General features: G+C 73.0%; 17 protein-coding genes. 10 read left to right on the top strand and 7 right to left on the bottom strand.

What is annotated here, in order from left to right; genetic code table 11:
- Positions 1-127: 127 nt before the first annotated feature.
- Positions 128-787, top strand: a complete 660-nt coding sequence (locus FV230_RS12860; protein WP_147729342.1) for a 3-oxoacid CoA-transferase subunit B — start codon at positions 128-130, stop codon at positions 785-787.
- Positions 788-791: 4 nt separating this feature from the next.
- Here the strand turns inward: FV230_RS12860 and FV230_RS12855 are convergent, their stop codons facing one another.
- The 4 genes from FV230_RS12855 to FV230_RS12840 all read right to left on the bottom strand — a co-directional run bounded on the left by FV230_RS12855 (position 792) and on the right by FV230_RS12840 (position 4416).
- Positions 792-1589: an ABC transporter permease subunit gene (locus FV230_RS12855; RefSeq protein ID WP_147842668.1), complete on the bottom strand. Its 798-nt coding sequence runs from the start codon at positions 1587-1589 to the stop codon at positions 792-794.
- Positions 1586-2506: an ABC transporter permease subunit gene (locus tag FV230_RS12850; RefSeq protein WP_147842667.1), complete on the bottom strand. Its 921-nt coding sequence runs from the start codon at positions 2504-2506 to the stop codon at positions 1586-1588. Before FV230_RS12850 ends, FV230_RS12855 begins: the two co-directional genes overlap by 4 nt.
- Positions 2507-2666: 160 nt before the next feature.
- A complete protein-coding gene (locus tag FV230_RS12845; RefSeq protein WP_147842666.1) occupies positions 2667-3725 on the bottom strand; it encodes an ABC transporter ATP-binding protein in 1059 nt (352 codons plus the stop codon).
- 4 nt (positions 3726-3729) lie between these two features.
- Positions 3730-4416 carry a Crp/Fnr family transcriptional regulator gene (locus FV230_RS12840; RefSeq protein ID WP_147727456.1) on the bottom strand — a complete coding sequence of 229 codons (687 nt, stop codon included), beginning with the start codon at positions 4414-4416 and terminating at the stop codon, positions 3730-3732.
- Between the two features lie 380 nt (positions 4417-4796).
- On the opposite strand from FV230_RS12840, the gene FV230_RS12835 reads away from it, so the two are divergent.
- The 3 genes from FV230_RS12835 to FV230_RS12825 all read left to right on the top strand — a co-directional run bounded on the left by FV230_RS12835 (position 4797) and on the right by FV230_RS12825 (position 8892).
- Complete coding sequence (locus tag FV230_RS12835) at positions 4797-5663, top strand: UDP-3-O-acyl-N-acetylglucosamine deacetylase (RefSeq protein ID WP_246694847.1); 867 nt, start codon at positions 4797-4799, stop codon at positions 5661-5663.
- Positions 5664-5732: 69 nt separating this feature from the next.
- On the top strand, positions 5733-7601 hold the full coding sequence (locus tag FV230_RS12830) for an ABC-F family ATP-binding cassette domain-containing protein (RefSeq protein WP_147842664.1): 1869 nt from the start codon (positions 5733-5735) through the stop codon (positions 7599-7601).
- A 103-nt stretch (positions 7602-7704) separates the two neighbouring features.
- Complete coding sequence (locus FV230_RS12825) at positions 7705-8892, top strand: glycosyltransferase (RefSeq protein ID WP_147842663.1); 1188 nt, start codon at positions 7705-7707, stop codon at positions 8890-8892.
- A 35-nt stretch (positions 8893-8927) separates the two neighbouring features.
- On the opposite strand, the gene FV230_RS12820 is transcribed toward FV230_RS12825, so the two are convergent.
- Positions 8928-10247 carry an MFS transporter gene (locus FV230_RS12820; protein ID WP_147842662.1) on the bottom strand — a complete coding sequence of 440 codons (1320 nt, stop codon included), beginning with the start codon at positions 10245-10247 and terminating at the stop codon, positions 8928-8930.
- Between the two features lie 222 nt (positions 10248-10469).
- Here FV230_RS12820 and FV230_RS12815 point away from each other — a divergent pair, with 222 nt between their 5' ends.
- Positions 10470-11372 (top strand): alpha/beta hydrolase, encoded by a 903-nt coding sequence (locus FV230_RS12815; RefSeq protein ID WP_246694846.1) that lies wholly within the window; start codon positions 10470-10472, stop codon positions 11370-11372.
- A gap of 4 nt (positions 11373-11376) precedes the next feature.
- On the opposite strand, the gene FV230_RS12810 is transcribed toward FV230_RS12815, so the two are convergent.
- Together FV230_RS12810 and FV230_RS12805 are read right to left on the bottom strand one after the other, a co-directional pair.
- On the bottom strand, positions 11377-12087 hold the full coding sequence (locus FV230_RS12810; RefSeq protein WP_147842661.1) for a RibD family protein: 711 nt from the start codon (positions 12085-12087) through the stop codon (positions 11377-11379).
- Between the two features lie 67 nt (positions 12088-12154).
- On the bottom strand, positions 12155-13252 hold the full coding sequence (locus FV230_RS12805) for a hypothetical protein (RefSeq protein WP_147842660.1): 1098 nt from the start codon (positions 13250-13252) through the stop codon (positions 12155-12157).
- Positions 13253-13365: 113 nt separating this feature from the next.
- Between FV230_RS12805 and FV230_RS12800 the strand changes: the two genes are divergently transcribed.
- The 5 genes from FV230_RS12800 (at position 13366) to FV230_RS12780 (ending at position 17743) form a co-directional block, all read left to right on the top strand.
- Positions 13366-13803: a heme-binding protein gene (locus tag FV230_RS12800; RefSeq protein WP_147729912.1), complete on the top strand. Its 438-nt coding sequence runs from the start codon at positions 13366-13368 to the stop codon at positions 13801-13803.
- Between the two features lie 4 nt (positions 13804-13807).
- The gene (locus FV230_RS12795; RefSeq protein WP_147842659.1) at positions 13808-15406 is read left to right on the top strand and encodes a peptide ABC transporter substrate-binding protein; all 1599 of its coding nucleotides are present in this window, start codon (positions 13808-13810) and stop codon (positions 15404-15406) included.
- 75 nt (positions 15407-15481) lie between these two features.
- On the top strand, positions 15482-15676 hold the full coding sequence (locus FV230_RS12790) for a hypothetical protein (protein WP_147729510.1): 195 nt from the start codon (positions 15482-15484) through the stop codon (positions 15674-15676).
- A 43-nt stretch (positions 15677-15719) separates the two neighbouring features.
- Entirely contained in the window at positions 15720-16643 is a 924-nt protein-coding gene (locus tag FV230_RS12785) for an ABC transporter permease subunit (RefSeq protein ID WP_147842658.1), read from the top strand.
- Complete coding sequence (locus FV230_RS12780) at positions 16640-17743, top strand: ABC transporter permease (RefSeq protein WP_246694845.1); 1104 nt, start codon at positions 16640-16642, stop codon at positions 17741-17743. The genes FV230_RS12785 and FV230_RS12780 overlap by 4 nt, the downstream gene beginning before the upstream one ends.
- The last annotated feature ends 156 nt before the right edge of the window (positions 17744-17899 follow it).

Below are 17899 nucleotides of genomic sequence, written 5' to 3'. Positions count from 1 at the left end.
GGCCGCGGCCGGCGGCGGCGCCGTCTGAGCCCGCGACGACCTCCGGCCGTGAGGCCGCAAGCGCGAAGCGCGTCGCCGCGGGTGCGGCGGACGGCGCGGGACGCGCCCCACATCAGGAGATCGAAAAATGGCCTGGACCCGCGAGCAGATGGCGGCGCGTGCCGCGCGTGAGCTGGAAGACGGCTTCTACGTGAACCTCGGAATCGGCATCCCGACGCTGGTGTCGAACTACATTCCCGAGGGCATGTCGGTGCAGCTCCAGTCGGAGAACGGCATGCTCGGCATGGGGCCGTTCCCGTTCGAGGGCGAGGAGGACGCCGACCTGATCAATGCCGGCAAGCAGACGATCACGGCTCTGCCGACGACGAGCTACTTCTCCTCGGCCGATTCGTTCGGGATGATCCGCGGCGGGCACATCAACCTGTCGATCCTGGGCGCCATGCAGGTGGCCGGAAACGGCGATCTCGCCAACTGGATGATCCCCGGCAAGATGGTGAAGGGCATGGGCGGCGCCATGGACCTCGTGGCCGGCGTCAAGCGCGTCGTCGTCGTGATGGAGCACGTGGCGAAGAACAAGGACGGCACCGAGAGTCCGAAGCTGCTCAAGGAATGCGACCTGCCGCTCACCGGCACGCACGTGGTCGACCTCGTCATCACCGACCTCGGCGTGTTCACGATCGACAAGCACGGCGACGGCGGGATGCGGCTGATCGAGCTCGCCGACGGCGTCACCGAGGAGGAGATCCGCGGCAAGACCGAGGCGGCCTACACGGTGGCGCTCGCCTGAAACCCTACGCCGCGGCTCGGCCGCCCCGCCTGGCGCCGAGCCACGTCGCGGCGCCGACCGCGAGGCCGACCGCGGCGATGAGCAGCGTCGAGGCGGCGTTGATCTCGGGGTTCACGCCGAGGCGGACCTGGCTGTAGAGCCGCATCGGCAGGGTGGTCGCGCCGGGCCCCGAGACGAAGCTCGCGACGACGAGGTCGTCGAGCGACAGGGTGAAGGCGAGCAGGAACCCGGCGGCGATGCCGGGGGCGAGCAGCGGCAGCGTCACCGTCGCGAACACCCGGAACGGCCCGGCGCCGAGGTCGGCGGCGGCCTCCTCCAGGTCGCGGTCGAGCCCGCGCAGGCGGGCGGCGACCACGACCGCGACGAAGCCGGTGCCGAGGGTGGCGTGGGCGACGACGATCGCGCCGAGGCCGCGGTCGATGCCGACCCCGACGAACAGCAGCAGCAGCGACAGGCCGGTGATCACCTCCGGCATCACCATCGGCGCGGTGACCAGCCCGGTGAACGGCGTGCGCCCGCGGAAGCGTCCGTGCCGTGCGAGCGCGAGGGCGGCCAGCGTGCCCAGCGCCGTCGCGATGACGGCCGACAGCGTCGCGACGCGGAGCGACACCCAGGCGGCCTCGAGCAACGGCCGGTCGGCGAGCAGGACGCCGTACCACCGTGTCGAGAACCCGCCCCACACCGTGACCAGGGCCGAGGCGTTGAACGAGTAGACCACCAGCACCAGGATCGGCGCGTACAGGAAGCCGAGCCCGAGGATCAGCGCCGTGCGGGTGAGCGCGGTCGGACGATGCGCGGTCATGGTGCGCCCTCGCCGCTCGCGGCCTCGGCGGCGGCGTCGCGGAACAGCACCACCGGGCCGACGACGAGAACCAGCAGCAGGATCGCCACCGCCGAGGCGAGCGGCCAATCCCGGTTGGTGAAGAACTCGCTCCAGAGCACGCGCCCAAGCATCAGCGTCTCGGAGCCGCCGAGCAGGTCCGGGATCACGAACTCGCCGACCATGGGGATGAAGCACAGCGCCGCGCCCGCCAGCAGCCCGGGCAGGGCGAGCGGCAGCGTCACGGTCCAGAACACCCGCGTCGGCGAGGCGCCGAGGTCGGCCGCCGCCTCGCGCAACGCCGGATCGAGGCGGCTCAGCACCGCGTAGAGCGGCAGGACCATGAACGGCAGGTAGGCGTAGACGAGGCCGATCAGCACCGCGGCGGGGGTGTTCAGGATCTCCAGCGGCTGCGCGATCAGCCCGAGGCGCAGCAGCCCGAGATTGAGCAGGCCCTCGGGCTTCAGGATCGCGATCCAGGCGTAGACCCGGATCAGGAAGCTCGTCCAGAACGGCACCACGACGAGCGCGACGAGCAGCGGCTGGCGCGCCGCCGGGCTCCGGGCGATGGCGTAGGCGAGCGGCGTGGCGATGCCCGCCAGGATCGCGGTCGCCGCGAGCGCGTAGGCCAGCGACGTCAGGGCCGCGTCGCGATAGAGCGCGTCGGTGGCGAGCGTGACGTAGTTCTCGAAATTGAGCGCCCTGAGGAAGTCCGACCAATCCCCCGCGCCGCCCCGCCAGTCGAGCACCGGCAGGTACGGCGGCATCGCGGTCGCCGGCTCCGACAGGCTGATCTTCAAGGTGATGACGAACGGCACCAGGAAGAAGGCGCCGAGCCAGAGCCAGACCGGCAGGCGGAGAAGGGCTGCGAGAGCGCGCGCACGCGACGGTGCGGTCATCGCATCGACCTCTTTCCCCTTCCGGCCACCGAGGCGCCGATATTCTCACATCGCGCGAGCGGAGCCGTCCGGCCTTCCCTCCCCCCGCAGAGGGGGGAGGGAACGGGTGGCGACGTCGACGCGCGAGGCATGACGATGATCGTGGGGATCGCTCGTCCTCTCATGCCGGCAGGATCGTCGCGGCGTCGGGGGCGAAGCGGACCGCGACCGCTTCGCCCACGGCCGGCGCGCCCTCGCCCGGCGCGGTTGTCGCGCGCAGGCAGGTGCCGTCGGCGAGGCGGACGACGCGGCGGGTGCGGTCGCCGAGGAAGGTCTCCTCGACCAGCGTCCCGGGCACGCCCTCCCCGCTCAGGCTCAGGTCTTCGGGACGCACGGCGAGGACGATGTCGGCGCCGGCTGAAAGCGGCGCGTCCGGCGCGCGCGCAAGCAGCGGTCCCACCACGCTCTCGATGCTGCGATGCGGGCCGGGCTCCTCCGCCCCGAGGCGGCCGGGGATGAGGTTCACGTCGCCGAGCAGGCCCGCGACGAAACGGGTGGCCGGCCGGCGGTAGAGGTCGGCCGGGCGGCCCACCTGCACGAGCCGGCCGCGATCCATCACGCCGATGCGGTCGGCCAGGGTCATCGCCTCCGCGGGATCGTGGGTGACGACGACGAAGGTGGTGGCGAGGCGGCGCTGCAGCGCGCGCAGCTCCGCCTGCGTCTCCTCGCGCAGCGTGCGGTCGAGGGCCGCCATCGGCTCGTCGAGGAGCAGCACCCGCGGCTCGCGGGCGAGCGCCCGGGCCAACGCCACGCGCTGGCGCTGGCCGCCCGAGAGCGTCGCCGGCGCGCGGTCCGCGAAGCCCTCGAGGCGCACGAGGCGCAGCAGCGCGGCGACCCGCTCGGCCGTCGCCGCGCGGCCGGCGACGAGGCCATCGAGCCCGTAGGCGACGTTCCGGCCGACGCTCATGTGCGGGAACAGCGCGTAGGACTGGAACATCATGTTCACCGGCCGGCGATGGGCCGGCAGCGCGGCGAGATCCTGGTCGCCGAGGCGGATCGCGCCCGAGCTCGGCGCCTCGAACCCGGCGATCAGGCGCAGCAGCGTGCTCTTCCCGCACCCCGAAGGCCCGAGCAGGCAGAAGAACTCGGACGCCGCCAGGTCGAGGGAGACGGCGTCGACGGCCGTTCCGGCCCCGAACCGCTTGGTCAGGTTCTCGAGTCGCAGCAGCGGCGCGGACAAGGGCTCAGCCGTCCTCGCGCAGGGCCTCGGCGACCCGGGCCTCCAGCAGGTCCGGCCGGCGGATCACCAGTGCGCCGCGGGTGCGGTCGACGAGGCCCTCGGCCGCCATCACCGTGAACTCGCGGGTCACCTGCTCGCGGCGGCAGCCGATGCGGGCGGCGAGCACGTGGTGGTAGGGCGGCGGCGTCACCACCCGCTCGTCGCCCCCGCCCGCCCGCGGCACCGAGAGCCGCAGCAGCTCGGCATAGAGGCGGTGGCGCAGGTCGAGCAGCGCATGCTCCATCAGGCGGGTGTTGAGCTCGCGCACGCGCTTGGTCAGCAGGCGGAACAGCCGGTCGGCGATGGCTTCCGAGGCGAACACCATCTGCCGGAACACCGAGGCCGGGACGACGCAGAGCTCGCCGCGGGTCAGCGCCGTGACGTTGGCCGAGCGGCCGACGCCGTCCAGCGCCGACAGCTCCCCGAAGAACGCGCCGCCGCGCATCTCGCCCAGGATCACCTCCTTGCCGGACTGCGTGCGGTTGAGGATGCGCACCTCGCCGGTGGCGAGGAAGTAGACGTCGGTGGAGACGTCGTCGAAATCGACCAGCACCTCGTTCTCGTCGAAGCGGCGCCAGTGGCAGCGCGTCTCGAAGGGGCCGAGCTCGATGCCCGGCTCCTTGAAGAACGGAATGGTGGAGAGCCGTGCCATCGAAAACCGGTCCCTTCGCGATGCGCCGGGACCGCCGCGCCGCGGACCATCTGAAAGTCCGCGCGACCGGCCCGACCCGGAGCATCGCGTCGTCGAGCTTGTTGCAGGATCGTGACGACCGGGTCGTCACCGGTCAAGCCGACCGTCGGCGATGGAGGTGGATGGGGCCGCGCCGGACTACGCGAGACTGTGATTTCCCGTTCGCGCCGACGTCGCTTAGGTGAAGGACCGCATTCGGCCTGCGAGGGCGCCCGGGATCCGGAATGCCGCGCCTGTTGCCCCCCGATCGAAGGCCTCCGGCCTCACCGCCCGACCTTTTCGCGCCGGGACGCGCGGCGATTTCGATCCCCCTCGACGCGCGCCACGCTCCGGCCGGTCCCGTGTTCGGCGGTCGTCGGGCGACCCTCGGGGCCGCGTTCACGCTGGCGGGACGCGGGCTTCACACCGGGCGCCGCGCGACCGTGCGCGTCGGCCCGGCCCCGCCCGGGCACGGCATCGTCTTCCGCCGGCGGCTTCACGGCGGGCAAACGGTCGACGTCCCGGCGCTGTGGACCCTGCGCGAGCGCCAGCCTTTGTGCACGGCGTTGCGCTCGCCGGAGGGGCCGCTGGTCCGCACCGTCGAGCACCTGCTCGCCGCGCTCTCGGCCCAGCGCATCGACGAGGCGCTCGTCGAGATCGATGCCGAGGAGCTTCCGATCTTCGACGGCAGCGCGGTGCCCTGGTGCCGCGCGATCCGCGCGGCGGGCCGGATCGAGAATGGCGAGCCGCGCCGCATGATCCGGGTGCTGCGAACCGTCGAGGTGGTGGACGGCCGGCGCACGCTGCGCATCGCGCCGCATGACGGGCTCCACGTCTCCGCCCACCTCGCGCTGGCGCATTTCGGCCCGCTCGACTGGTCCGGCCCGGTCACGCCGGACGTCTTCCTCGCGGAGATCGCGCCGGCGCGCAGCTTCGGGCGCTACTGGCGCGCGATGCTCGGGCGCGCCTACGGCTTCGCGACGCGCAAGCCGTTCCTGCAGGGCTGCGGCGTGCGCTCGGCGGCGATGATCGTGCGCGGGGGGATCGTCGGCGGGATGCGGGTGCCCGACGAGCCGGTGCGCCACCGCGTCCTCGACCTCGTCGGCGACCTCGCGCTCGCCGGCCATCCGATCCTCGGGCGGCTGACGGCGGCCCATACCGGGCACGAGCTCAACCACGCGTTGGTCGCCAAGCTCATGTCCGACCCAACGGCTTGGGACCTGGTCTGAGGCATCCCACGGCTCAAGCGCATGGCACCGCACGCTTGCCACCGGGCGCCGGTCTCGCCAGAACGCCCCATGCTCCGCGTCAACGACCTCACCCTCCGCATCGGCGAGCGCCTGATCCTCGACGGCGCGAGCTTCTCGATCCCCGACCGCGCCCGCGTCGGCCTCGTCGGCCGCAACGGCGCCGGCAAGACCACCTTGTTCAAGGCGATCCTCGGCGAGTGGCCGGTGGATGCGAGCGCGGTCTCGATGCCCAAGGGCATGCGCATCGGCGCGGTGGCGCAGGAGGCGCCGGCCGGGCCCGAGACGCTCCATGCGGTCGTGCTCGCTGCCGACACCGAGCGCGCGAAGCTCATGGCCGAGGCGGAGGGCGCCGACGGGCTGCGCCGTGCCGAGATCGAGACGCGGCTCGTCGACATCGGCGCGCATTCGGCGCCGGCCCGCGCGGCGGCGATCCTGCACGGCCTCGGCTTCGACGCGGCGGCGCAGAACCGGCCGTGCTCGGACTTTTCGGGCGGCTGGCGCATGCGCGTGGCGCTCGCCGCGGTGCTGTTCTCCGAGCCCGACCTGCTGCTGCTGGACGAGCCGACCAACTACCTCGACATCGAGGGCACGATCTGGCTCTACGACTACCTCGAGCGCTATCCCCGCACCGCGATCATCATCTCTCACGACCGCGACCTGCTCGACGAGTCGGTCGACCACATCCTGCACCTCGACCGCGGCAAGCTGACGATCTACCGCGGCGGCTACACCTCCTTCGCCAAGCAGCTCTCCGAGAAGCGGATGCTGCAGGCCAAGGCCAAGGTGAAGCAGGATGCCGAGCGGGCGCATCTCCAGAGCTTCATCGACCGGTTCAAGGCCAAGGCGACGAAGGCGCGCCAAGCGCAGTCGCGCGTCAAGAAGCTCGCTAAGATGGTGCCGATCGCCGGGCTGATCGAGGACGACGTGCCGGTGATCCACCTGCCGAGCCCGGAGAAGCCGCTCTCGCCGCCGATCGTGGCGATGGAGCGGGTGGTGGCCGGCTACCCCGACCGCATCGTGCTCTCGGGCCTCAACCTCAGCCTCGCCCCCGACGACCGCGTCGCGCTGCTCGGCGCCAACGGCAACGGCAAATCGACCTTCTGCAAGCTCATCGGCGGCCGGCTCGACGCGCTGTCCGGCGAGCTGCGCCGCTCCTCGAAGATGAAGGTCGCCTACTTCGCCCAGCATCAGCTCGACGAGCTGCGCCCGGCCGAGAATGCGGTGGCGCACCTGCGCACGCTGATGCCGGACGCCCCCGAGGCGCGGGTGCGCGCCGCCACCGCCCGGCTCGGGTTTCCCGCCAACAAGGCGGACACGCCGGTCTCGCAGCTCTCGGGCGGCGAGAAGGCCCGCCTGCTGATGGGGCTCGCCGCCTTCGAGGGGCCGCACCTGCTGATCCTCGACGAGCCGACCAACCACCTCGACATCGAGAGCCGGCAGGCGCTGGTCGAGGCGATCAACGACTACGAGGGCGCGGTCATCCTGGTTAGCCACGACCGCTTCCTGGTCGAGGCCTGCGCCGACCGGCTCTGGCTGGTCGCCGACGGCTCCGTGAAAACCTTCGACGGCGACATGGACGATTACCGGCGCCTCGTGCTGGCCGGTCCCGAGCGCGACGCCGCCCGCGACGAGGACGCCTCGGGCGGCAAGCAGGCCGAGGCGCGGCGCTCGGCGGTGGAGCGCCGCGCCGCGCTTGCCCCCTTGCGCAAGCGGCTCGAAGGCTTGGAGGCGCGCATGGACAAGCTCACCGCCGCCATCGCCAAGATCGACGCGGCGCTCGGCGACGGCACCGCCTTCCTGCAGAACGCGGCCAAGGCCGGCGAGATCGCGAAGATGCGCGCCGACGCGGTCGCGGCGCTCGGGGCCGCCGAGGAGGAATGGCTCTCGGTGAGCGGGGAGATCGAGGCGGCGGCCTGATCGGCCTTCAGCCCCTGTACAGGCGCGGCCCGCGACAGGATGTCGACGTTCCACGATACGAACCGTCGCCGTGCGGGAGAGCGTCGGCGATCGAGGATGGATGATGCCTGATACGGTCGTGCTCGATGCCATCGCGCCGACGACGCCGGCGGCCGGTGGGCCGGACACGGTCGTCGCCATCCCCGTGCGCAACGAGGCCGAGCGCATCGGCTTCTGCCTTGACGCCCTCGATGCGCAGCAGGGCTTGGCCCCGGGCCGCCTCGGCATCGTGCTCTTCCTCAACAACTGCACGGACGACACCGCCCGCATCGTCGCCGAGCTGGTGTCGCGGCTTTCCGTGCCGGTGCGGGTGATCGAAATGGAATATGCCAGCGCCCATGCCGGCTGGGCCCGGCGCAAGGCGATGGACGCGGCCGCCGGCTGGCTCGGCGGCGCCGGCACCATCCTGTCCACCGACGCCGACAGCCGCGTGCCGCCGGACTGGGTCTTCGCCAACCTGCGCGCGCTCGCGGCCGGCGCCGACGCGGTCGCGGGCCGGGTCGAGCTGATCCCCGAGGAGGCGGCCCTGCTGCCGCCCTCGCTCCCGGCCCGCGGACGCCTGGAAGACGCCTACAGCGCGCTCCTGACCGAGGCGGAGGCGCGGATCGACCCCGATCCGAACGACCCGTGGCCGTGCCACCGCACCACCATCGGCGCGACGCTCGCCGTCAGCCGCGACGCCTACGCCCGGGTCGGCGGCATGCCGGAGATCGCCCTCGGCGAGGACGGCGCCTTCGTCGCCCGCCTCCTCGCGCACGGGTTCCGGGTCCGCCACGACCCGGCGGTGATGGTGTTCATCTCCGCCCGCCTCACCGGCCGGGCGCCGGGCGGGGTTGCCGACACCATCCGCTCCCGCTGCGAGGATCCCGGCGCGCTCTGCGACGCGCGACTCGAACCGGTGCCGCGCGCGCTCCATCGCTACCTCTGGCGCCGCCGCCTGCGCCGGCTCCATGCCTCCGGCCGGCTCGGGGCGAGCACGGCCTGGGCGCGCCGCCTCGGCATCCCGGCGGACGAGGCGGCGCGGATCGCCGCCCTCCCCCTTGTCGGCCAGGTCGTCGCGGAGGCCGAGCGCGCCAGCCCGAAGCTGAAGCACGCGCCGCTGAGCGTCCCGCGACTGCCCGGCCAGATCCGGCTCGCGAAGGCGGTGCTGCCGGTCGTGCGGGCGTTCGCATCGGTTCGGGACCGATGGGAGGGGCCAGTGGCTGTCGCGGCGTCGACATCGGCAGGGGCGGTCACGCGGGCCATGCCCTGAACTAGGTAAGGCGCCGGTCCCCTCTCCCGGTGGCCTCAGGCCCGCGCCGGCGCGGGCGCCGGCGACTTCGCCTTTCCGAGCCCCAGCACCAGGGCGCAGCCGATGGCGGAGAGGATCACCAGCGGCATCAGCCCCAGCGGGTAGCTTCCCGTCGCGTCCTTGATGACGCCGAGGAGGTAGGTGCCGAGGAACCCGCCGATGTTGCCGATGGCGTTGATCTGGGCGATGCCGGCCGCGGCTGCGCCCGCCGAGAGCCATTCGGTCGAGAGCGCCCAGAACGGGCCCTTCACGGTGTAGGTCGCGGTGATGGCGAGGCACAGGATCAGGATCGTCGGCCAGAGCTGGCTCGTCAGCACGGACGCGGCGAGGCTGGCGGCCAGCAGCCCGAGCGGCAGCGCGGTGTGCCAGACGCGCTCGCGCCGCCTGTCCGAGGACCGCCCCCAGACGATCATCAGCATCGAGGCGATGCCGAAGGGGATCGCGTTCAGCAGCCCGGTCTCGAGGTTGGTCAGGCCGAAGGACTTGATGATCTGCGGTTGCCACAGCGACAGGCACTGGCTCGCCCCGGAGGCGCCGGCGTAGATCAGCGAGGCGGCGAGCACGTAGCGGTTGGTCATCACCTGCCGCAGCGAGAGGTGGCCGGCGGGCCTCCCCGCGCCCTCCACCACCGAGGCCCGGTCGTCCGCCAGGCGCTCGGTGAGCCAGGCGCGCTGCTGCGGCGTCAACCAGCTCGCGCGGGCGGGGCCGTCCGGCAGCAGGACGAAGGCGAGGATGCCGAGCAGCACCGCCGGCACCGCCTCGATCAGGAACAGCCACTGCCAGCCGCGGAAGCCGAGCATCCCGTCGGTGCCGAGCAGCCAGGCCGAGAGCGGCGACCCGAGGAAGCTCGAGATCGGGATCGCGACCATGAAGATCGCCACGATCCGCCCGCGATAGGCGCGCGGGTACCAGTAGGTCAGGTAGAGGATCACGCCGGGGAAGAACCCGGCCTCGGCCGCCCCGAGCAGCAGGCGCACCGCGTAGAACGAGACCGGGCCCACGACGAAGGCCATCCCGGCCGAGACGAGCCCCCAGGTGATCATGATCCGCGCGAGCCAGATGCGGGCGCCGAAGCGCTCCATCGCGACGTTGCTCGGCACCTCGCACAGCACGTAGGACACGTAGAACAGGCCGCCGCCGAGGCCGAACTGCGCCGGCGACAGGCCGATGTCCTGGTTCATCTGCAGGGCGGCGAAGCCCGCGTTCACCCGGTCGACGAAGGCGACGAAGTAGGCCAGCATCAGGAACGGCAGGATGCGCCACGTCACCGTGCGCAGGGTGGCGCGCTCGATCGCGCCGATCTCCGCCTGAGCCATGGTCCGTCACTCCCTCGCGTCGCCGGCGCATCCGGCGTTCCACGAACCCGGCACCCCTCGGCCGGGGACGATCGCGACACCGCCGCCCCCCTGTCAACGGCTGCCGGGTGCGGCGCCGCGGGCGCGATGCGACGGCGAGGCACCAGGCGGCGCCAGGCAACGTTCCGCCCGCTCATCCCGTTGTCGCGACGACCGATCCGTCCCGAGACGAGGCGCAAGGCGATGGCGACGAGCCCCGACGGCTTACCCCCTGCCCTTCCCGGGCGGCGGGAGGTGATCGACACGGCGGCCGGCCGGGTGAGCGTCTACGGCTCGGCCGAGGCCGAAGGGGTGCCGCTGCTGCTGATCCACTCGATCAACGCCGCCGCCAACGCCTACGAGGTCCGCCCGCTCTACCTGCATGCGCAGGGGCGGCGCCCGGTCTACGCCCTCGATCTGCCGGGCTTCGGCTTCTCCGAACGTTCGCGCAGGCTCTACAACCCGCGGGTGATGGTGGACGCGATCCACGCCGTCGCCGACGCGATCGCGCGCCGGCACGCCGGCGTCCGCATCGACGCGATCGCGCTCTCGCTCTCGGCCTCCTACCTCGCCCGCGCCGTGGTCGAGCGGCCGGAGGCCTATCGTGCGATCGGCCTGATCAGCCCGACCGGGTTCGACCGGCGCCTCTCCGGGCGCGGGTCGGCGGGCGGCGACCGCGGCAGCCCGCGCGTCCGTGCGATCGTCGATTCGCGCCTCCTCGGGCCGGCGCTGTTCGCCCTCCTCGTCAGCCGCCCGAGCATGCGCTTCTTCCTGCAGAAGACCTTCGGCTCGAAGCGGATCGACGAGGGGCTGTTCGCCTACGACTACCGCTCGGCCCACCAGCCCGGGGCGCGGCACGCGCCCTACTGCTTCGTGGCCGGCCACCTGTTCCCGACCGACGCCACCACGCTCTACGAGGCGCTGACGCTCCCGGTGCTGATGCTCCACGGCAGCCGCGGCGACTTCGTCGACTTCCGCGACGCGCCGCGCTTCGCCGCCCGGCCGAACTGGACGATCCGGGCCCTGCCGACCGGGGCCTTCCCGCATTTCGAGGATCCGGCGACGGTGACGGGGCTCTTCGACGGGTTCTTCGCCGGCCTCGCCTGACCGCTCAGGCCGCGGCGACGCGATAGCGGAGCCAGACCACCCCGCCGGACAGGGTCTCGCAGGATCTCAGCTCGAGCCGGCGCTTGGCCCCGAGCGAGTCGGCCTCGGTGCCGTCGACGTCGAACACCGCGGGCGTGCCGCGAAGGCCGTCGACGGCCGGGGCGAGCAGCAGGCTGAGCTCGTCGATCACGCCGGCCCGCAGCATCGAGCCGTTGAGGCCGCCGCCGCCCTCGACCAGGAGGCGGGCGATGCCGAACAGGCGGCCGAGCTTCTCCACCGCCAGCGCGAAGTCGATCGTCTCGGTGCCGGCGAACAGGTAGGATTGCCCGCCCGCCCGCAGGCGTCTCAGATGCGCGTCGGGGACGGCCTCGGTCAGGACCACCACCACGTGATCGCCGGTGATCTCGTTCCGCGCGCCCCAGTCGAGGCGACCCTTCGCGTCGAGGGCCACCGCGTAGCCGGACGCGTCGTGCCGGGCGACGTGGTCCTCGCGCGGCACCGGGCCGTCATCGGCGGGCGGGGCGGCGAGCGGCGTGGCGCTGTCGGCGTAGCCCTGCATGGTGACGCGGCCGCACATCCAGGCATCGCCGTCGAGGCGCGCGTGCACCGTCTCGTAATGGCCGTCGGCGTCGATCCCCCAGCGGCGGGTCTTGATCCGCCCGTCGACGGAGCTGGTCATGTGGCAGATCACGTGCGGTCTGGCGGTCTCGGCCATCGTCGGGTCTCCTGCGGACGGGTCGCCGCCGGAACTAGCCCGCGACGGCCCTTCGCACAGGGGCCGCTCAGCTGACGCGCCAGCGTGATTCGAAGCCAATCAGGCGCGCCGCGCCCAACGCGGCGCTCTCGGCGCACTCGGCCGGGATCCGGCGCCACGCCGGAGGCCTGCGGAAATCGAAGCGGCGCATCGTCTCGCGCATTAGGAGCGCGATCTGCGCCTCGGTCTCCGGCGGGATCGGCCGCCCGGCCCACTCGTTCGGCGCCCGTGCGGGCGCCGCGGCGACGACGCGATCCCACGGCAGGCCCCAGGCGAGGTCGGCGAAGCGCGCGCAGGTGGCGGCGAAGCGGTCGGCGATCTCCTCGGCGAGGTCCGGAGCGTCGCCGCGGAACGGCTCCGGATCGAGACCGCGCGACCACGCCGCCTGGTCGAGGACGTGGCCGATCCGGCGCGGGTGGCCCTCCACCTGGCGGTGGACCCGGAGGTGCCGCAGGCGGCGCGAGGCCTCGACGGCGAGCGGCCCGGAACTGCGGTTGATCACGGTCCGCAGGGCGTCGGCGTCCATCATCGGCGCGAGCCGCGCGGTCAGCCCGAGCGCGGCGACGAACCGCTCGACCAGCGTCGCGTCGGAGCGCGCGTCGCGCAGCGGCACGGCGGTGACGGCGCCGTCCGTCGCCCGCGCCCAGGGCGCGATCAGCGCGCGATAGTCGAGCCGCCCGGAGCGGCGGTTCGCACGGGCGTATTCGCGGAAGCTGCGCGGCTCCTTCACCAGTTGCGCGCGGTGGGCGTAGGCGGAGTTCAGGAACTCGAACGGCGGCTTGACCGCCATCACGACCTCCATCGCGAAGCCCCGGCGGGCGAACGCCTCGGACAGCGTCCGGGGCACGCCGAAGCTCGGCCGCTGCACCGAGAAGTCCTCGTAGGACAGGATCACCGTGTCGGCGTCCGTCGCGGACAGGACGCGATCGAGGCGCGCAAGCATCGCGCGGCGCTCCGCCTTCGGCCGCCGCCCGTCGAGCGCCTCGCCCAATCCCTGGTGATTGACGTCGGACCCGGGCTGGGCGCCTTCGGGTGCGAGGTCCGGGTAGAGCAGGCCGGCTTCCGCCAGCCGCGGCCGCAGGTTGGCCAGCACCTGCTGCAGCGATGTGGACCCCGTCCGGGGCATTCCGATATGGATGATCGCGCGACGCACCGTCGATCGCCTCCCTGTCCTGATCCCTGGCCGTCGCGGACCGTCCGCGCGGCCGTCCGTCCCCCCCAAGATCCCCCTCGGTTCCGATGATCGACCTGACGCTCGAGGCCGCCCGCACCATCGTCGCCACCGCCCTGGAGACGGCGCGAACGCGCGGCCTGAAGCCGCTTGCGGTGGTTGTATATGACGATCGCGGTTCTCTAAAATGTGTCCAGGCGGAGGACGGCACCTCGCTCCGCCGCGCCGAGATCGCGATGGGCAAGGCCAACGGCGCGCTCGCGCTCGGCCTCGGCTCGCGGGCGATCCACGCCCGCGCCGAGGCGCAGCCCTACTTCGTCGCCGCGGTGAGCCACGTTGTCGGGCCGGCGGCCCTGGTGCCGGTCCCGGGCGGCGTGCTGGTCCGTGCGGCCGACGGGCGCCTTCTCGGCGCCGTCGGCATCTCCGGCGACACCTCGGACAACGACGAGATCTGCGCGGTCGCCGGCATCGAGGCCGCCGGGCTCGTGCCCGAGACCGGCGCCTGAGCCGATGCGCCTGCCGCGCCGTGGCTGGCTGATCGGCGCCGGCGCCCTGCTGCTCGCGGGCTCGGCCGGCGGGGCCGGAGCGGCGCCGGAGGCCACGTATCGGCGCGGCAACGACGCCGATCCCGAGACCCTCGATCCGCATCGCTCCTCGACGGTGGCCGAGGCGCACATCCTGCGCGACCTCTACGACGGCCTTCTCACCTACGACAATCGCGGCGCCATCGTCCCCGGCGCGGCGGAATCCTGGCGCATCTCGGACGATGCGCTGACCTACACCTTCACCCTGCGCGAAGGCGGGCGCTGGTCGAACGGCGATCCGGTCGAGGCCGAGGCCTTCGTCTATTCCCTGCGCCGCATCCTCGCGCCGGAGACGGCGGCGAAGTACGCCGAGGTGCTGTTTCCGATCCGCAACGCGGCCGCTATCAACCGCGGCACGATGCCGGCGACGGCGCTCGGGGTCGCGGCGCCGGACCCGCGCACGCTGACGATCGCGCTGGAGGCGCCAACCCCCTACCTCCTCGAATTGCTGACGCACCAGACCGCGCTGCCGGTGCACCGCCCCTCGGTCGAGCGCTTCGGCGACGGCTTCACCCGGCCGGGCAACCTGGTCTCGAACGGCCCCTATGCCCTGGCGGATTCGGTGCCGAACGACCGCATCGTGCTCAGGCGCAACCCGCATTTCCACGCGGCGGCCGAGGTCGCGATCGCGCAGGTCGCCTTCGTGCCGACGCCGGACCTCTCGAGCGCGGTGCGCCGCTACGATGCGGGCGAGCTCGATTCGCTGGCCGACCTGCCGGGCGACCAGATGGCGTCGCTCCGCCGCCGCTTCGGCGATCAGGTGGTGCTGGGACCCTCGCTCGGGCTCTACGCCCTGGCGGTGAACACGCGCAAGCCGCCCTTCGACGACGTCCGCGTCCGCCGCGCCCTCTCGCTGGCGCTCGACCGCGAATACCTCGCCGCGGCGTTGTGGGGCGGCACCATGAGCCCGGCCTACTCGCTGTGCCCGCCCGGCCTCGACAACTACCGGACGCCGCCGGAGACCGAGGGGCGCACCCGCCTCCCCATCGACAACGAGGACACGGCGAGGCGCCTGCTCACGGAAGCGGGCTTCGGGCCGGATCGGCCGCTGCGCGTCGAGTACCGCTTCAACACCAGCGACAACAACCGCAACACCGCCGTCGCCGTCGCCGAGATGTGGCGCGGCCTCGGGATCGAGACCCGGTTCGTCTACACCGACGCCAAGACCCACTTCGCCTACCTGCGCGACGGCGGCGACTTCGACGTCGCCCGCATGTCCTGGATCGCCGACTACTCGGACCCGCAGAACTTCCTGTTCCTGCTCACCACCGGCAACGACGGCATGAATCCCGGCCACTGGTCGAACCCCGCGTACGACGCCCTCCTGGCCGAGGCCGCCGCCGAGCGCGACCTCGCCGCCCGCGCCGACCTGCTGTCCCGCGCCGAGAGCCTCGCGATGCGCGACCTGCCCTGGATCCCGGTGATGCACACGCGCTCGAAGGCCCTGATCTCGCCGCGCCTGCACGGCTACGTGCCGAACCTGCGCAACGCCGCGCCGACGCGGTTTCTGCGGCTGGTGGGCTGAGCACGTGTCCCCGGCGCTTGTCTCGCCGGGGCGGGAGACCGATACAGGGCGGGACCATCGGCAGCGGAGCATTCCATGGACGACGTCGCACCGCCGGCGCCCGACCCGGCCCGCTCCAGGCGTCACCCGATCCTGCTCGGGGTCTTCGTGTTCGCGATGCTGTTCTTCGGCGATCTCTACCTCAATCACGGCACGAACCTCGCCGTCACGCTGCCGGCCTCGCTCGGGATCGGGATCTGGGCCGGGTATCGCGAAGCGCGACGGGCGTGAACGCTCCGACGCGGCATCGTCGCCTCCGACGCCCCGATCGCCCATGACCGGCTACGTCCTGCGCCGGCTGCTGCAGGCGGTCCCGACCCTGTTCGTGGTGATCGCGGCGAGCTTCTTCCTGATGCGGCTCGCGCCCGGCGGCCCGTTCGACCTGGAGCGGCCGCTGGCACCGGCGGCCATGGACAACCTGCGGCGGGTCTATGGGCTCGACCAGCCGCTGGCGGTGCAGTTCGGGCGCTACCTCGCCGCCCTGGCGCGGGGCGACCTCGGGCCGTCCTTCTCGTTTCGCGACCTCACCGTCGCGGACCTTTTCGCCCGCGGCCTGCCGGTCTCGATGATCCTGGGCGGCTTGGCGCTCGCCGTCTCGCTGATCCTCGGGGTCGGCCTCGGCGCGCTGGCGGCCTACCGCCGCGGCGGATGGGTCGACCGCCTCGTCGGGGCGGGCGCCTCCCTCGGTCTCTCGGTCCCGAGCTTCGTCGTCGCGCCGCTGCTGCAGATCGCCTTCGGCCTGTCGCTGCGCTGGCTGCCGGTGAGCGGCTGGGAGGGCGGCGCGCCGACGCATCTCGTGCTGCCGGTGATCACCCTGGCGCTGCCGCAGGCCGCGGGCATCGCCCGGCTCACCCGCGCGGCGATGGCGGAGGCGCTGCGCGCGCAGCACGTGCGGACGATGCGCAGCCTCGGCCTGCCGCCCTGGCGCGTCGCCCGCCACGCGCTGCGCGGCGCGCTGCTGCCGGTCGTCGCGATCCTCGGGCCGCTCTCGGCCGCCCTGCTCACCGGCTCGGTGGTGATCGAGACCATCTTCGGCCTGCCCGGGATCGGCCGCTACTTCGTCGAGGGCGCGCTGAACCGCGACTACACGCTGGTGATGGGGACGGTGGTGCTGGTGGCGGTCCTCGTCGTCGCCCTCAACCTCGTCGCCGACCTCGTCTCCGCGTGGCTCGACCCGCGCCTGCGGCTGCACGCGTGAGCCTACCCCCGCGCCTGCCGCCGACGCGCCGCGCGCTGCTGCGGCTCTCGCGCCATCGCGGCGCGACGGCGGCCTTCGCCGTGCTTGTCCTGCTGACGCTCGCCTGCCTCGTCGGCCCTTTCCTTACCGGCCATGCGCCGGAGCGGACCTACCCCGACCTGCGCCAGCTTCCCCCCGGCTTCGCGGCGCAGCCCGACGCGGATCATCTGAGGCCGGCGCTCGATCGCCTCGCCTTCCGCATCCGCGCCGCGGTCGCGCAGGCCGAGATGGCAGACGGCGTGCTCCGCCTCGTGCTGGCCTCGGAGGCGCCCATCGACGCGCGCGGCCTCGTCTACCTGCCGCGCTCCGACCTGTTCGGCGAGCCGCGCATCGTCACCCGCGACGACGAGGGGCGGCGCCTCACCGTCGCGGTGCCGGTCCGCAGGCTGCACTTCCTCCTCGGCACCGACGTGCACGGGCGCGACCTGCTCAGCCGCAGCCTCGTGGCCGGCCGCGTCTCGCTGCTGATCGGGCTCACCGCGACGCTGGTCGCCCTCGGCGTCGGCATCGTCTACGGCGCTGTGGCGGGCTTCGCCGGCGGGGCCGTCGACGCCGCGATGATGCGCGTCGTCGACATCCTCTATGCCCTGCCGTTCGTGTTCTTCGTGATCGTGCTGGTGGTGTTCTTCCGCGCGAGCCTCGTGCTGATCCTGATCGCGATCGGCGCCGTGGAATGGCTCGACATGGCCCGCATCGTCCGCGCCCAGACGCTGGCGCTGCGCCGCCGCGACTTCGTCCGCGCGGCCGAGGCGCTGGGGCTCTCGGCCGCGACCATCCTGCGCCGGCACATCGTGCCCAACACCCTCGGGCCGGTGACGGTAGCCGCCACCCTGCTGGTGCCGCGGGTGATCCTGCTGGAAAGCTTCCTGTCGTTCCTCGGCCTCGGGGTTCAGGAGCCGGCGACGAGCTGGGGCGTGCTGATCGCGGAGGGCGCGCGCAGCCTCGAATCCGCCCCCCATATGCTCGCCGGGCCGGCGGCGTTCCTGGTCGCGACGCTGGTCGCGCTCAACCGGCTCGGCGACGGGCTGGCCGACGCGCTCGATCCGCGCGCCGACGCCTGACGCCCGCGCCCGGCGATGTCACCGCATCTCGGTATAGGCCGGGTAGACCTGCCGGACGCGGCGGCGCTCTTCGGGGATCGGCATCGCCGGGCGCACCCGCGCCTGCGCGGCCGCGGGCAGGACGATGTTGGTCTGGGCCGGGCGCAGGCGCGGGTG

The organism is Methylobacterium sp. WL6, from assembly GCF_008040095.1.
Taxonomy (GTDB): domain Bacteria; phylum Pseudomonadota; class Alphaproteobacteria; order Rhizobiales; family Beijerinckiaceae; genus Methylobacterium.
This window is presented reverse-complemented; position numbering and strand designations above follow the sequence as displayed.